The 14,209-nt window shown below is 42.7% G+C and carries 17 protein-coding genes and 1 pseudogene; 5 read left to right on the forward strand and 13 right to left on the reverse strand.

Going from position 1 to position 14,209, the window contains the following annotated elements; translation table 11 throughout:
- A pseudogene (locus OSCIL6407_RS0128245) lies at positions 1-323 on the forward strand (Tn3 family transposase); the annotation flags it as partial.
- 166 nt (positions 324-489) lie between these two features.
- Here the strand turns inward: OSCIL6407_RS0128245 and OSCIL6407_RS0128250 are convergent.
- The 3 genes from OSCIL6407_RS0128250 to OSCIL6407_RS0128260 all read right to left on the reverse strand — a co-directional run bounded on the left by OSCIL6407_RS0128250 (position 490) and on the right by OSCIL6407_RS0128260 (position 3,407).
- The gene (locus OSCIL6407_RS0128250; RefSeq protein ID WP_019487963.1) at positions 490-897 is read right to left on the reverse strand and encodes a hypothetical protein; all 408 of its coding nucleotides are present in this window, start codon (positions 895-897) and stop codon (positions 490-492) included.
- A gap of 180 nt (positions 898-1,077) precedes the next feature.
- A complete protein-coding gene (locus tag OSCIL6407_RS0128255; protein WP_007353075.1) occupies positions 1,078-2,439 on the reverse strand; it encodes a hypothetical protein in 1,362 nt (453 codons plus the stop codon).
- A gap of 65 nt (positions 2,440-2,504) precedes the next feature.
- On the reverse strand, positions 2,505-3,407 hold the full coding sequence (locus OSCIL6407_RS0128260; RefSeq protein WP_007353074.1) for an RHS repeat-associated core domain-containing protein: 903 nt from the start codon (positions 3,405-3,407) through the stop codon (positions 2,505-2,507).
- Between the two features lie 37 nt (positions 3,408-3,444).
- On the opposite strand from OSCIL6407_RS0128260, the gene OSCIL6407_RS0128265 reads away from it, so the two are divergent.
- Positions 3,445-4,080, forward strand: coding sequence for a hypothetical protein (locus OSCIL6407_RS0128265; protein ID WP_019487965.1), 636 nt, complete (start codon positions 3,445-3,447; stop codon positions 4,078-4,080).
- A gap of 271 nt (positions 4,081-4,351) precedes the next feature.
- On the opposite strand, the gene OSCIL6407_RS0128270 is transcribed toward OSCIL6407_RS0128265, so the two are convergent.
- From OSCIL6407_RS0128270 to OSCIL6407_RS0128280, 3 genes are read right to left on the reverse strand one after another with little or no spacing between them, the layout of a single operon-like run.
- Positions 4,352-5,089, reverse strand: coding sequence for a glycosyl hydrolase 108 family protein (locus tag OSCIL6407_RS0128270; RefSeq protein WP_007354419.1), 738 nt, complete (start codon positions 5,087-5,089; stop codon positions 4,352-4,354).
- Positions 5,086-5,889, reverse strand: coding sequence for a M23 family metallopeptidase (locus OSCIL6407_RS0128275; RefSeq protein WP_007354418.1), 804 nt, complete (start codon positions 5,887-5,889; stop codon positions 5,086-5,088). The genes OSCIL6407_RS0128270 and OSCIL6407_RS0128275 overlap by 4 nt, the downstream gene beginning before the upstream one ends.
- Positions 5,882-6,313 carry a hypothetical protein gene (locus OSCIL6407_RS0128280; protein ID WP_007354417.1) on the reverse strand — a complete coding sequence of 144 codons (432 nt, stop codon included), beginning with the start codon at positions 6,311-6,313 and terminating at the stop codon, positions 5,882-5,884. The genes OSCIL6407_RS0128275 and OSCIL6407_RS0128280 overlap by 8 nt, the downstream gene beginning before the upstream one ends.
- 192 nt (positions 6,314-6,505) lie before the next feature.
- Between OSCIL6407_RS0128280 and OSCIL6407_RS33090 the strand changes: the two genes are divergently transcribed.
- On the forward strand, positions 6,506-7,786 hold the full coding sequence (locus tag OSCIL6407_RS33090; protein WP_019486963.1) for a transposase: 1,281 nt from the start codon (positions 6,506-6,508) through the stop codon (positions 7,784-7,786).
- Between the two features lie 94 nt (positions 7,787-7,880).
- Here the strand turns inward: OSCIL6407_RS33090 and OSCIL6407_RS0128290 are convergent, their stop codons facing one another.
- The 7 genes from OSCIL6407_RS0128290 to OSCIL6407_RS0128320 all read right to left on the reverse strand — a co-directional run bounded on the left by OSCIL6407_RS0128290 (position 7,881) and on the right by OSCIL6407_RS0128320 (position 12,888).
- Positions 7,881-8,354, reverse strand: coding sequence for a hypothetical protein (locus OSCIL6407_RS0128290; RefSeq protein WP_007357407.1), 474 nt, complete (start codon positions 8,352-8,354; stop codon positions 7,881-7,883).
- 224 nt (positions 8,355-8,578) lie between these two features.
- Complete coding sequence (locus tag OSCIL6407_RS31975; RefSeq protein WP_019487967.1) at positions 8,579-10,363, reverse strand: hypothetical protein; 1,785 nt, start codon at positions 10,361-10,363, stop codon at positions 8,579-8,581.
- Between the two features lie 100 nt (positions 10,364-10,463).
- Positions 10,464-11,186, reverse strand: coding sequence for a hypothetical protein (locus OSCIL6407_RS0128300; protein WP_007354642.1), 723 nt, complete (start codon positions 11,184-11,186; stop codon positions 10,464-10,466).
- 1 nt (position 11,187) lies between these two features.
- Positions 11,188-11,409 (reverse strand): hypothetical protein, encoded by a 222-nt coding sequence (locus tag OSCIL6407_RS0128305; protein WP_007354643.1) that lies wholly within the window; start codon positions 11,407-11,409, stop codon positions 11,188-11,190.
- A gap of 95 nt (positions 11,410-11,504) precedes the next feature.
- Positions 11,505-12,140, reverse strand: a complete 636-nt coding sequence (locus tag OSCIL6407_RS0128310) for a hypothetical protein (RefSeq protein WP_007354644.1) — start codon at positions 12,138-12,140, stop codon at positions 11,505-11,507.
- A complete protein-coding gene (locus OSCIL6407_RS0128315) occupies positions 12,106-12,468 on the reverse strand; it encodes a hypothetical protein (RefSeq protein WP_007354645.1) in 363 nt (120 codons plus the stop codon). The genes OSCIL6407_RS0128310 and OSCIL6407_RS0128315 overlap by 35 nt, the downstream gene beginning before the upstream one ends.
- A 168-nt stretch (positions 12,469-12,636) precedes the next feature.
- Entirely contained in the window at positions 12,637-12,888 is a 252-nt protein-coding gene (locus OSCIL6407_RS0128320) for a hypothetical protein (protein ID WP_202796232.1), read from the reverse strand.
- A 308-nt stretch (positions 12,889-13,196) separates the two neighbouring features.
- On the opposite strand from OSCIL6407_RS0128320, the gene OSCIL6407_RS38440 reads away from it, so the two are divergent.
- Together OSCIL6407_RS38440 and OSCIL6407_RS36000 are read left to right on the forward strand one after the other, a co-directional pair.
- Positions 13,197-13,409, forward strand: a complete 213-nt coding sequence (locus OSCIL6407_RS38440) for a ribbon-helix-helix protein, CopG family (protein WP_019487969.1) — start codon at positions 13,197-13,199, stop codon at positions 13,407-13,409.
- A 595-nt stretch (positions 13,410-14,004) separates the two neighbouring features.
- Positions 14,005-14,209: hypothetical protein (locus tag OSCIL6407_RS36000; RefSeq protein ID WP_040650463.1), on the forward strand; the 205-nt coding region annotated here is incomplete at its 3' end.

Genomic DNA, 14,209 nt, shown 5'->3' on the forward strand with positions numbered 1-14,209 from the left:
GCTACGAATAAGGTGGAGGCTTATCATGGTTTTCTAAATGGTTTTCTTTGGGGAGAAGGGTAGTTGCTAATAATGACCCAGTGGAGCAGGAGAAGATTATTAAGTATAACGATTTGATTGCGAATGCGGTGATTTTTCACAACGCGGTGGATTTAACTGAGGTTTTGCGTCGTTTGAAGCGGGAGGGTTATGTGGTGATGCGAAATGATGTGGCGGCGTTGAGTCCGTACCGAACCTCTCACATCAAGCGCTTTGGAGATTACCTGTTGGACTTGGAGCATTTACCCCCGGCGTTGGATGAGGGGATGGTCTTGGAACTTTGAGCAGTAGATGGGAGTGGGAGTGATTTCGGGGATAACGGGATTGTTACATCTCTTTACATTTTGGTTGGGGACAGCTCGTATTCATTCTTATCCTCTATTTTAGATTAGATAAGCTTTTCACTTGTTCGGCTTGCTTAAATAAATCTGGCTAGGAGTTTGGGTTTCGTTACATTTCTTTACATCGTGTCCTATTTTGTCCGTATCCCGGCTTTACGCCATCAACATCCGTAATCTTCGTAATTCGATTCCCATTGTCATAATCAAAGTCATAGGAAACTCCACTCCCGTGACTCAAAACATCCAAACGATTCTTAGCATCATAAGTATAAGTAGTTCCCCTCACCAACTGACTTCCACTCAAATCAGAATAACGATTCACTGACTTAATTTGACCGACATTATCGTAACCGAAATCCACCCGCTTCGATGCCACACCATTACCGCTTTGAGTAACTTGGCTAATCCGATTTAGCGTGTCGTAAGTATAAGCAGTAGTCCCCTTAGCTGCACCGTTAATCGTATCCTTGACAGACAGGAGATTATCTTGGTCATCATAGGTGTAGTTTAACAGCACATTCGGTACGCCATTTGTTCCCGTATTATCGACAGCAATTTGCCGTCCTTTGGGGTCATAACTAAACTTGTAACTCGCATCTGGGTCTTTAACAGATATTAACTGATTTGCTGCATCGTAAGTAGAGGTAATGCTGCGAATAGAATTACCTAGAAACCGATCGAGTCAACCAGTTAAATTCTAGTCAAAATAAGGGTCTGTATACCATTTCTTCATATTTTCGTACCATTGCCGTGCTTGCTGGTATTCCTCAATTAACTCAGGGGAAGCTCCTTCTTTTTGGTAATCTAGGCTCGAATCATTGGGCTGAAATTCACAACTAACGTGATAGCCTCGCGGTAGAGTTTTCCAATATGTTGCTTCCCAGGGTTCCAAAACATTCCATTTTTCGGTTCCTGGGATATGTTCATACATGAAAATCAAACGCTCTAAAGCCAGCAATTGCTCTAGGATTTCTCGCTGAGTACAAAAAAATCCTTCTTCATAAGGAAACTGCCCAAGAAAATTAACAATGAAAAACTTATTCCAATCAGGATGAGCCATTGCTTCCCATCTAGCACCTCCTTGAGGTGTTAAATAGTAGGTAGCATTAAACCTTTCGTCTAAGTGGTCTTGAATTCCAGCCATTGTTAAGACAACATTTGAAGTTCCCTCGGTATCGTGTTCATCAGCAAATACCCTTGCTTTAATGTCCCCTCTCTGAAACAAAGAATTCGCTGCAAGTGCTGTTTCAGCATGAGATAAGTGGTTTGAGTATGCAACATTTCTTAGTCCGTAGTAGTTGAATATTACAGCAAAATCAAGAATCAAGTATTCGACTTTTGAATTCAGATTTTCTGGTAATGTTGCGTAAGAGTTTATATCTTCATCTCCAAACAAATTTGATGCGTTTGTATCTAATTCTGGCTCGGTATACCAATGCGAAATTTCTGAGTACCACTGTTTTGCTTGTCGCTCTTTATCAATCCATTCTTGGGGTGTATTTGAGTCGATACACAATTCAAAATATCGATGCTGGTAAGTAACTTTGTAAGCTTTGGGTAAAGTTTTCCAGTACGTTGCTTTCCAAAATCCTATATCCTCCCAAAAACAAGTTTCTGAAATAAGAATTTGGTTTTCTAAATATTCACAATAATTTATAATTTCTTGGATAATCTGCTGAGAACAACAAATTATTTCTGAACGAAATAATCCAGTTATTTCATCATGCTGATAACCCAGACACCATTTATGATAATGATTCCAATTAGCACCAGTTAAGCCTTCCCACCTTGCTCCTCCCTGAGAAGTTAAGTAGTAAAAAGCGTTGAGTTTTCCATTTAGGCTTGCCCAAATCTGAGATATTGTTAGGGCTACACCTCTAATATTTTCTCCATTTTCTAATGAAAATGCTGCTAATATATCGCCACTTTGAAATAACCGATTAGCTGCTGATACCACTTCAGCATGGGACAGTCGCCAATCAGATGCGACATTTATGAAAATTTCTGTCTCTGTTAAAGCAGACAAGATAATTAAATACTCTACTCTGTTTATAGTCATTTGCTGGTTAATTACACAGGATCTATATCAAGCGTAAAAGGTTATGTTCAAGTCAAGTGATTGATTTAGAGTTCAGAATTGTGAATTTTCCGGCTATTTGCATTTTTTATATTCAAAATAGAAAATCTTACTCTTTTCTTTGGCCCTGTGAGAGTATCTTCACAACATTCACATCTTCCGAGTGAGCCAGCGCTAGATGACGACCAATCTTGGTCTTTTCGGACGTTATCGTTAGCACTTATCTCTACATTGTAGTGACGCGCACCACCGTCTTTTGTAGGCTTTGGATAAGGACAAGGTAAGTTATCATCGGCTTTATATGGTAAAGCTCCTATGGGAGGAAGCAAACTCTGCAACCACCATAGTCTTTCTCTATTTGGCTGTCTGTTATTTGCTAATTCGCGCCTTGTTTTTTGTAAATTATTCGCTGCATCTTCAAGGCTGTTAAATCTAAAACCAATTAGGATACCCTGTTCTCCCCCTGTTCCTCTAAATATTGTCTTACACTTGACATATTTCTTGAGTTCAGGGTCATCTGCACAAGTTTTACAATCAGGATTCGGCAAAGCTGGCGAACTTGGAGAAACAGGTGCAGGTGAAGGGGATGGTGAAGGACGAGGGTTTGGTCGATTAAGCCCTGGAGTAGGAGTAGTCTGAGTTCCCTGCGGCCGAATCAACCCCCTACGCACCCTCTCCTCAAACAGTCGATCGTTTTGACCAGCCGGCAAAGGATTCAGCAACCCACCACCACCAGGAGGCGCAAGCAATATACCCGCACCACCCAAACCAGGCAAACCCCTCAAAAACGGAATCAAACCTCCCGCAGGTGGTGCAGTCACAGGTATCGCTACGGGCACCTGTTCTCCCGACGGGTCAGTATAATTAGTCGGACTATTCCCCACATACCGATAAAGATTAGCATCCCCACCCCCAAACCCAATCGTATCCTCACTAATAAACCTCCCCACAAACGGATCGTAATACCTCGAATAATTACAACTCTCAATGTTGCCAGAAAGTAATGAAATTCAGTGGGCAAGAATGCGCTCGCATCTAGCCAAAGAGTACAGTTTGCCTTTAAAATTGCTCGATTTATTGCACTCTCATTCTTGGCTATATGCCGATAGCGAAGCCAAAGCTGTCTTTACGAAGCAGACACTATACGGAGAAACCTGTGAAGCTTTCGTTCTGGATGAAATCGGCAACTTTACTACAACCCATACTCTGCCATCTGAAGCTACGTTCTGGGTAACAACCACGGGGGAAATTGAGCGAGCAATGATTGCCTGTAATCCAATTGAAACCCTTTCAATTCTGCTTATTGAACGGGAAAACAACCCGAATAACTTTGCAACTGTACCACCCACAATTTACATAGGAATTGAACGAGCTTCACAACTGCCTAGACAATTCTTACAAGAACTCGATACCGTTATTATAGCAATAGCAGAAGATTCTCTGCTTGCTCAAAATGTACTCGCGCTGCTTCCGAATGCAGAAATTGCCAATCCACAGTCAAGTTGGAATGATATCTGGATACAATTAATTGAGCAAAAACAGCTAATTGAGCGAGAACAGCTAACTTATAAACAAAATAGCCAACACCAAAAACAACGCATTCAAGAAATTGAACTGGATTAGTTGTAAACCACAGTAGCACGCCATTCGATTGAACTGGATTAGTTATTAACAGCAGTAGCACGCCATTCCATTTAACCAGACAACTGAACTGCAACTACTGCATTAAAACGGCTACCGCCCTTGTTTCGAGACATTGACAAAAATAGCTGCAAAAAGCGAGTTCCGAGGCGGGAATTTTTTAGGCAGCTTTAACTGTAACTACCTGCAATACTAAACAGCCTTAACCAGTCCGAGTTTGAATTTGGGTTCTTGACAGCGTTAACACACCAGCTTAAAACTTATCAATATACCTATCCCGCCTATCGGCTCGACTGAGCCAACCTGCCCGAAAAACCGAATCTTTATTCCCCGGTGCGCTCCATTTCAAATAATCTTGTCTGTGTCGTTCATTAAGCGCCCTCGCTAGTTGTTTCGGGTCAGCAATGTTGCCAATTTCCCTCAAATATTGTCTCGACCTTCCCACTCCCGAATTAATAGCAATATCGGCACATACTTCAAAAGCAGGCTGAGACAACTCAGCACAACCACCAGGTGCAAAATAATCCTGTTTGTAAATCTGTGCAACCGCAGTCTTAAATGCCACAGGATTCTTATCATAAGCAAACTTGACAAACATAGATGGATGACCGCTAAATCCTGTACCTAAAACTGACAGTAAATCGTTGCGATGATGCCAACCCACACTAGGGATAATTCCCATGCAAGTAAAGCCTTTTTGTCCTTGAAACCAGTTGCCACTGTCGTTACCCAAATTTTGACAGCCTCCCTCAAAGCCAAAAGCTAATTGTAATGCGGCTTCTGCTTTAGTATTTGGTATGCTCACAGCATCTTTTTGTGTTTTTCCAGTAACTTTATCAGCCGTAATTTGAGCAACACTAATTAACTGCTGTGCGGGTTCGGATTGGATGACTGGTGGCACTAAAATGTAAGCTCCAGTTAGCACTACTGCACCCCAAGTAACCAGCCTAAAATCAAATTCATCCCGATGTTTAATTTTGTAAACTGTCATTGACTTTCCTCTGGCAATTTACCTGTTAAAGCTTGATAAATATAGCCCGTTTGTGGCGGCACTTTCTCGCCATCAGTCCCCCCTGGACGCTGTTGAAAATGAAGGTGTGGCCCAGTGCCAGCCGTACCCGATTTAGCTATGACTGTGCCTACTTTTTGAAAGCCGCTTTTGCACTCTCCAACGGGCAAATGTAAGTAGTCAAAACTAACGCCCCATTCTGTTACAGAATAGCTAGCAACCCAACCCCAGCGACCATTATCCCAGCAGCGAACATTAACGGTTCCTCCGACTGGCCCAATCGCATACAAAGGCGTGTACATTGGTGTTGCCACGTCAGTTCCAAAGTGCATCGAACTACAACCGGGACATGGTGATTTACGAGGCCCAAAGGCGCTGCTGATTTGATATCCTGCAATGGTGTCCCCCGCTTGTAGAGAAGTTGCCCATTTGCCGCTAAACTTAGGAGTATTGTTGGAAGTAATGCGGCTACTGCTAGCAGTTTCGGATAAGCCTGATGCAATTGTTGCCTGTTGATTATTGGCGGCTAATTGAACTGTTTGACCTGACTGTGCTGAGTGAACTGTTTGCATTGATTGCCCGCCTCTCACCAACACTCCAACTGAATTCTGCAATATTTTGTTAAGCCCAGGTGCTAAAATAGCGATCGCGATTCCCGTAACGACAACAGCAGTAATAAAATCCCCCCGGCGATAAGCTGTGTCCAAACTAACCGGATTGTGCTGATAGCCAGCTTCAGGAGAGTAAAGCGTAGGAGATGTATCAACAGGAAACTCAAACATCGGTTAACACCTCCCGTTTGTCGAAGGTGTAACTCTTAAACGAACCATCAGGCTCAAATTGCACAATTAGCTTTTTGCCATTAGTTGCAGTCCAACTGAATTTGTCCAGTTCAATCCCACATCCAGCACCGATAATTGCTTCGATTTGCGCTCTCGCTATCCCTGGTTTTAGCAACTCTCTGACTTGGGCATATTGTTCAACAGTGAAGGGTTTTTGATTGATACAACCTGTTGCAGTTTGAGCCAGCACTGTTTTGATTTTGTCGGCTGCAATCGCACCCGCTTTTTCTGCTCTTTGCTTCGTTTCTGGCAACAAAGACCAATCAATTTTTAGATACTCGCCGCTTCGTAAATTGAGCAATAATAACCCACTCATTAACAATAAAGCGATAGCGTTTGAATGTCTTAATTTAGCCCATGCCATAGCAATTTAATGGGGCATTGCTGCCCCACCCTCCCATTTAGTTATTAGTTATTGGTTCAATACTCCGGACAGTTTTGGAGTAGAGACGCGATCGCCCGTCCACAAAAAAGTAAGTAAAATTTGAATCTCAAAGGCAGAAAAAAGACACTCTTTAGGTTAAGCTTAAAAAAACTGAGCTTAACAGACTGCCTTATGAACATTATTGAATCCATCTTACAACAAATGTCCGGGGTGAGTCAAGCCCAAAAAAAGTTTATAATGACTTTACTTTCCACAATCGTGCTGGTTTATGGCAAAGTGAACTTCACCAATCTGGGCCGCTATAGTCCTGCCACTGAAAAAACTTATCGGCGGCATTTTTTAAAAAAGTTTGACTGGGAGCAATTCTCTAAATATTTTATTAAAAAAGCCTTGAATCCTGAACGCACAATTATTGCCGTTATTGATTGTTCTTTTTTGAGAAAAAGTGGTAAACATACTGAGGGAAAAGGTTATTTTTATAATGGTATTGCGGGAAAAGCTGAACAAGGATTAGAAATTTCTGTGATTTCTGTTGTCGAAATTGAAACTCATATTTCCTATAGTTTAAGCGTGCAACAAACTCTTTCGCGTCCGACCACAGAACCACCGAAAAACTCCCTAATTTTTACTCGGAAAAGAAACTTAAAAAAACGGAGTAAAAAACAGGTATCTGAAACCTTAACACCTGATATAACAAGAGTTGACGACTATGCAAAGCATTTAAAAAATACTCGTTCTTTGTTGCCAGAATCTGTACGTTATTTGGTGGCTGATGGCTATTATTACCGCGCTAAATTTTGGGATGCTGTTCGGGAGTCAGATCTCAATTTGATTAGTAGATTAAGGGTTGATGCCAACCTGAATTACCTCTATACCGGAGCAAGGAATAAATTCGGCGCTCCTCGTAAATATGATGGTAAAGTTGACTGCAATAATTTGAAAAATCTAACTTTCGTCAAAGAAATTAAGCCAGGAGTTAAGCTTTATTCATTATTAGTATGGAGTTGTTGCTTAAAATGCAAAATCCGTTTGGCTTGTATATCTGAGCTTCAAGCTAACGGTAAAACCAAAAATGTTTTATTGTTTAGTACCGATATCAATCTCAAGGCTGAGCAAATACTTGAGTATTATCAAGCTCGTTTTCAAATTGAATTCATTTTTCGGGATGCCAAACAATTTACTGGTTTGTCCGATTGTCAATCTGTGAATAGCCAACGGCTTGATTTTCATTTTAATGCCAGCCTAGCGGCCTTAAATTTAGCCAAATATGAAGCCTCTAATCGCCACTTGTCTGCCCATCCATTCGTGTTTTCAATGGCCTCCTATAAACGCCTGGAATTCAATCGGCATCTACTTTATACATTTATTAGCAAGTTAGATTTAGACAAGGACTTGATTTTAAATCATCCTAACCTCCCCTCAGTCTTGTCTTATGGTACTCTGGCTGCTTAAAAACTGTCCGGACTATTGATTGGTTAGTTGTTATTAGTTAGGTGTTAGTCAACCCCGAACCAACAACGAACGACTAACAATTAACCAACCCAAGTTATTCGTTGTCAGAAATAGGTACAGTTTGCAGAGCACCCCGCTGCAATTGCCGCAGTTCAGTTCTTGTCAATTGGCGACCCCCTCCATAACTAGCAAAGGTAGGAGAAAAGCTGGTATTGGCATAATTAACTGTTTGGGTGCCCAAACCACCACCAACTGCCCAGCCAACTTGAGCCGGGTTAAAAGGGTCTGGAGACTTTGCTACTTGCTGTCTGGAAATCAAGGCATTCCAGACAAAGAAAAACCCAAAAATTGATAGCCAAATCAACCCAATACTGACACTAGCTGTGCGAATTGGCCACTTGCGTAATGCTTTAATCCACAAACAAATGGCATCGTACCCCGCCCAGGGGTTGCTATCAGTATCATAGTTAGGAACAACCACAACACGAGTCACAACTGTTTGTTGGGATTGCGTTTGATAATTGGGTTGTAAAGGAACATGAACTATTGAACTATTGTTGTTAGTCAAGGATTTTACCTCCTGTAAAACCGAATTAATATAGCAGTTTTTAATTGGGTAAGCACCGCTCTTAATTAGCAAATAGCAATTAGCAATTACCCAGCAGTACATAATGCAACTGAAAACCTCTATAGTTGGGACAAGCCCAGGTTGGGTAGGGGATTGCACCCTACTTTTCGCGTGGTTACGATTGGCTTCTTTCCCAAGGAAAAGTATTCAATATTTGGTGGCAATTACTTAAGAAAATCAGCAAAGTGAGCAATCAAAATAGGCGGAGCATACTTGCGAATTAAGTAGCAAAAACAGGGCTTGCCCACATTACTATAAGAGCGATGTGAGTCTGGTTCATGTCGCTTACACCGCAGCACATTTTTGATGATGTCGCTAGCATTTCTGCTAACATCTAAGTAGCTCAAAATCTCTTCAAAAAGCTCCACCTCTGTTGCATCAGGAAAGTATTTGGCAAACTGAGACTCGTCCCAAACAACAGGCGAAGCTGGGGGGACAGAAGGAGGATTTTGTGGCATTCCTGAGACGGGGGACTCGTCCCTGGGACTTGGGGACGCTTGACTCGGTTTACCTTGTGACTGTTGGGTTTGTTTGGGACTCGTCTCGCTGTTTGGGACTTGTCCCATCCAGTCTCTTGATAGAAATTCTGGCCGATATCGCCTTTCTGCAATCAATTTATTGATTTCCTCTTCAGTCGATTCAGCTACCCAATAATCCCAACTAATTTGAGGATTATTTGGTGACTTTTGATTTGATTGTTGGCTTGGTTGCTGTTGATTTTGTTGATGTTGACTTTGTTGATGTTGACTTTGTTGATGTTGACTTGGTTGCTGTTGGCTTGATTGTTGCTGATTAGGTTGTTGTTGCCAAGGTTTAGGTATTGGCAATTCAGAGGAAATCACATCCGACTTTTCGCGATAGCTTAATTCAGGAAATAGCTGAATCAAGTATTGCGAATTCATCCAAGGTTGCAACTGTACCGCCTCTCGAATGGGATTGCCATCATCGTCTTCTCGATACCCTTTAATGAAGCCTCGAAAGGCAGGTCTAGGATGCCCAAAAGTGTCCCTTTCTGCCTTAAGATGAAGCGTGAGTAATTGCTCCTCTTTCATCTGATGTTCGCCTGTACGCTTGCTATTACCCGTGCCACCTTTCTTGTCCGTATGGCTGATTAAGATAGGAAATTCTCTAGCTTTTCTGGCATCAGATAAGACGGAAAACAAGAAATCCTCTACACCATTTCCAGGGATACGAGTAGCATAATTAGTGTACTCATCCCATACTGAAGTAATGGGAGGAGAATTGAGATTGCGGGTTTTGAGTCGCTTATAATAATTAGAGAGTTGAGCCGCAATTGCCGCATAGTTTTGTTCGTGTCCAACTAAACGACAAGCAAACCATTTATCCTCATTTTGATGAGCGTGAGGGTCACTCACTTCTAAGCTGTGTCCGCAGTACAATTTTCTTAGTAAGATTAAGAAGCTAACAAAGGTGGTTTTGAAGGCTCCTTGACCTCCTTTTACGAGCAAAGCAGGGGGTTCTAGTAAGCACAAAACCCACTTAGTTTCAGGTTGATTTAGTAACATCCACAACTCTTCTAATCTGTGGTTAAAAGCTTTGTCAAAAGCTTTATTTTCAGCATCAGTTGAGTAGGTTGCTTGAGTGAGAAATATGGGGCTGTTGGGAGATGTTGGACTATTAGGATAGACTGGACTATTAGGAGAGCTTGGAGGCTGTTGTCCGGGTTGCCCAGGCGTTATTTGTTGTGACTCTAATTCCAGCACTTTGTAGAGGTGATAGCAGCCAGTTCCTACACCAATTAGAGCGATAGCGATGCCAATTGGTTTCCAATCTGGAGGCTTAGAAGTGGCGTATAACTTGTCAGTTTGCTGCCACAACTGTACATCTCGTTCTGTCAACACATCTTGAGTTTTGGTAGCATAATACCCAATAGTTAATGCACCAATAAAACATCCAGCAGCAATACACCCTATTACCCATTTATTCATGGCTGTTTGACCTCCTGTTTTTGATTAAATTTTATGGTTGTTTCACCTTCCTTCTCGATTAAATCTCATGGCTGTTTTACCTCTTGTTCTCGATTAAATTTCATGGCTGTTTCACCTCCTGTTCCCGATTGAATTCTCGTTCGGCTTCTCGCTGTTCTTCTATTTGTTTACCTGATAAAGCTTCAGCAGATTGTTGTAGATAAAGAGTGCGGCTTTCTCTTAGTTTCCGCATAGCTGCTATCATTAAATTAGGCTGGACATCGGCAATTGTTGAAACTTGTCCAGTACGAGCTTGCAGCACTGCACAATACTCAAATAAAGCAGCAGCCATTCTCGGATAGTCAAGTCGAATTGCTGTTTGATTCCAATCTGTTTCTATGCGACTTTCTACTAAGTCAAAACATCCGTCGCGGCTCATGCGGTGGCAGGGATGTTTTTTATCCTCTCTTTGTTTGTCAATGTTGAAAGTTTTTTTCTGAGCTTCTGCTAGGATTAATCGCTGCCATTGACCGGGTTCCCCAACGCCGTCACCCCATATAAATAGGTTCATTTGTTGTTGGTCTTGGAGGAAGTTGGTATCGAGTTGATTGACTAATGTTTGGGGGTTAAAAGTGGTGGTTGGTGCTACTTTCTTTTGAGGTTGACTGTTGAAAGTCCAATAGCCGATAATTCCGGCAATGGGTAGTGCTACCGCACCAACTGCAATCAATCGAATTGCTATTGGTGATAGTTTAAATTTAGGGCGTTTTTTTTGTTGTTCAAAAGTCAGTGGGTATGGTGGTGGTTGCCATTCTGGTTGGGGTGGATTTGGTTGTACGTCCATGTTATTTCTCTTGTTGTTGTTGGGAGATAGCTAAGCCATCTGTACCGATAAAAACGTCAGTTGCACCGATAATTACCTCAGTTGATGGTGGGGGAAGCTTGGAGGGCTTGGGCTCTGTTTTTTGAGGTTTTAGGAAACAGGAAAGGCAAATAGCTAAGGCGATAAAGGCTCCACTTAAACTGCCGATTGGGGTGCTATTGCCAACTGCAACGCCGCTCAACATTGTCAAGCTGGTGATGCCAATTGCTCTATTTCTTTCCTGTTCTATTAGTTGCTTTTGTTGTAGAGCTAGGGTTTTTCCTAGTTCTGTATGAGCTTCTACCAGAGCCCTGCTGACTGTTGCCGTTGGGTGGTTTTGTAAGGTTCTAAGGCACTCGAAGTTACGGGTACTGCTAACTTGGGGGTGGGAAGTTTGGCTTCCCTCAAGTCTAAAGGGGTGGCTGCTGCTGCCTCGGATAAACTGTTTAAATTGCTGCGAAGGTTGTTGCCAAAGTCGGACAATTCGGTAACTAAAGTGGTGACGTAACCTACTTTTAAGGCTTGAATGTTAGCTTTTGCCATTTGTGAGCCTGTTTCGGCGAGGCCAATGTTGCCTTGCTGTGTGGCTTCAATAAGTGCTTGCATGGCTGCACCTTTGTCTTCAGTTTCGTCTCGCTTGGCATCGGAGGGTTTAGCTATAGCATCTGGGTCGATTTCGTTGCAGTAAGCACTGCGTCCGTTTCGGGATGATGCTATTTGTAAAATGGCATCATCGGGTGAGAGTTTTTTGTCTAAAACTAAGGAGAAATATTGATTGATTTCAAGGGCATCGGCTTCAGACATTTTGGAGTTTTGCCAGTCTGGTTGTCCTAGTGCTCTGCGGGCGTTGGTGATATCTGAAACTTTGGGCAATCCCCAAGTGGTTTTGATGTCTTTGCGGTCAATTGTTAGGTCGCCATTGTTCGTTGTACTCATGGGTTGGTAATCCTTCATTGGCTAGTCGTTTGCGGACGGAATCAATGCAGTAATTGGCTTCTTTAAGCCAGGTTTCTTGGGTGACTAAACACCACACCTGGAAAGAAGAAAATTGGCGGTGATACGGGGTTTTGTTGAATTCTGGGACTTCCTCTTCCAGAAGCATTAATCGTCTTTTGAAGGTGGTTTCTGGCATGGATTTCCCTCTTCCCAACAGCCACTTGACTTCGTATCGATACCACCGAGGTTTCTTGATGCTTCCAATCGATTCAACTACCCCAGCTTCAACTGTTGGGTCTTCTGGCGGGTTTTTTCTCTCTCTCCCCATATATGACAGTGGGCGAATTTCTGTGTGACAGTGGGCGACTTCGGCTGAAAGTCTGATTCTTGTGTGGGCTGATTTTCGGGAATTGGGAAATTAGCCCACGCCTCCTGTACTCAAAAATAAACCCGCCTCTGTGGACGGGTCAAGGACCTTACACATAGTTTATGCGTATTATTCTAAAGGAAAGTTGGGAGGTAATCCAGCTAGATCGCGCATTTGGTTGATGATATCTGCCATCCTTAACATGACATGGACGTACTTAGGGCACTTGGCAAAGTCTCTACCCCAGTTTTCTATTGTCCTGTCGTCCAACTCTGTAACCCTTTGTATTTCACGAACACAGGCTGCTCTGTAGCCCCATTCGCCGGGCTGCTTCCCATAGTATTTGGGAATCCATTTTGCACAATAATCTTGAGGCTCCAATGGCTTTCTGCGTATAGTTTCAATCCTTTGATACCTTTGAGCCTGTCGTAAGTCTATAGCCACCATTGATCTAAGTTGAGGTTAATACTCCTAAATTAAGTGTAATATAGAGATATCAAAATCCTTAAAGCTTGACAAGTTTTAAGAGTTTCACAAGCCAAGCTACTCTAGTTAGGCCTAAACTTAACCTTGGTAATTAAAAAGGTCGCTGAGCAGTAAAAGTTACAAACCTTTACTTCTGATTAATTACCACTTAATTAAAAGATCGGGTAATATTGAACTATCGATGCTGCACTGGTTCGCAAGACATGACAGAGGAGAAGGCAAAAAACAAGGCTGGTCGTCCTGGGTTATATTCTGAGCCCAAGGAAAAAGTTAGCTTGGCACTAACGAAAACAGCCATCCACAACCTTGAGGAATTGGCTTCTCAGCTTGGAGTGTCAAGGTCAGAGCTGGTAGAGCAGGTAGCACGAGGCATTATCCCACTGGGTCAGCCATTGGGGGGGAAGCCAGCTAGTTAACATTCTGCTATTAACTCGCCTGGTGAAAGATGCTCTTGCCTAACGCCAAACTTTCAGCCCATCTGAAATAAAGGCGTTGGAACAACTAAATCTCCTTTAAGAAGGAGATTGACTTGGGTTATATTAGCGACCCTGGTTAAACGAAAATCGCGACAACACCCCACTCGTTTTTGAGCAGGGGCATTATCGCTATCAATAGTAGTCGGATTCATCTTGACATTCCGATTGCAAGTGCTGTGTGAATTGGAAAGCTCGCACACTTTCAATCGTTCTGCCTGATGGCGTGTGTTAGTTATGCAAAACCAGCGTCCATGCCTAAGCACTCTCAGCTAGCCACTTGTTTACCAAGTGTCAAGTACCGTTTGCTGTAATAAAACAGCAGTTTAGGTAATCCAATAGTAACGCAAAAGGAGCAAAATAGTCACCCTATTGGAGGGAACCAATTGGGGGGAGTCAACCAAAACTCTCAACACCCTTTCCTCCAAACACGCTCAAGCATAACTACCACACCCAACAACTCCGACTCCTGTCCATCCCATAACCCGCAAGAGGCTTCATCCTCACGCACTTCCCAAACACCACAGGAGCGTCAACCATGTCAGAATTCACAGAAATTTCAACAGCATCTCAAAACCCATCAACCAACACCCCCCAAACCAGCGTTCAAACACAGATTCCCCAAACCAAACAGCAAATCATCGCCTGGGTACGAGATCGCCTCAACAAACCCCCCTTCCCCATCAGCCCCCAACAGTCCCTACTCAACAACAAAGTCGAAAAACAACCCGCTTACTACGATC

Origin of the sequence: Kamptonema formosum PCC 6407, assembly GCF_000332155.1 — a bacterium.
GTDB classification, from domain to species: Bacteria; Cyanobacteriota; Cyanobacteriia; order Cyanobacteriales; family Microcoleaceae; genus Kamptonema; species Kamptonema formosum.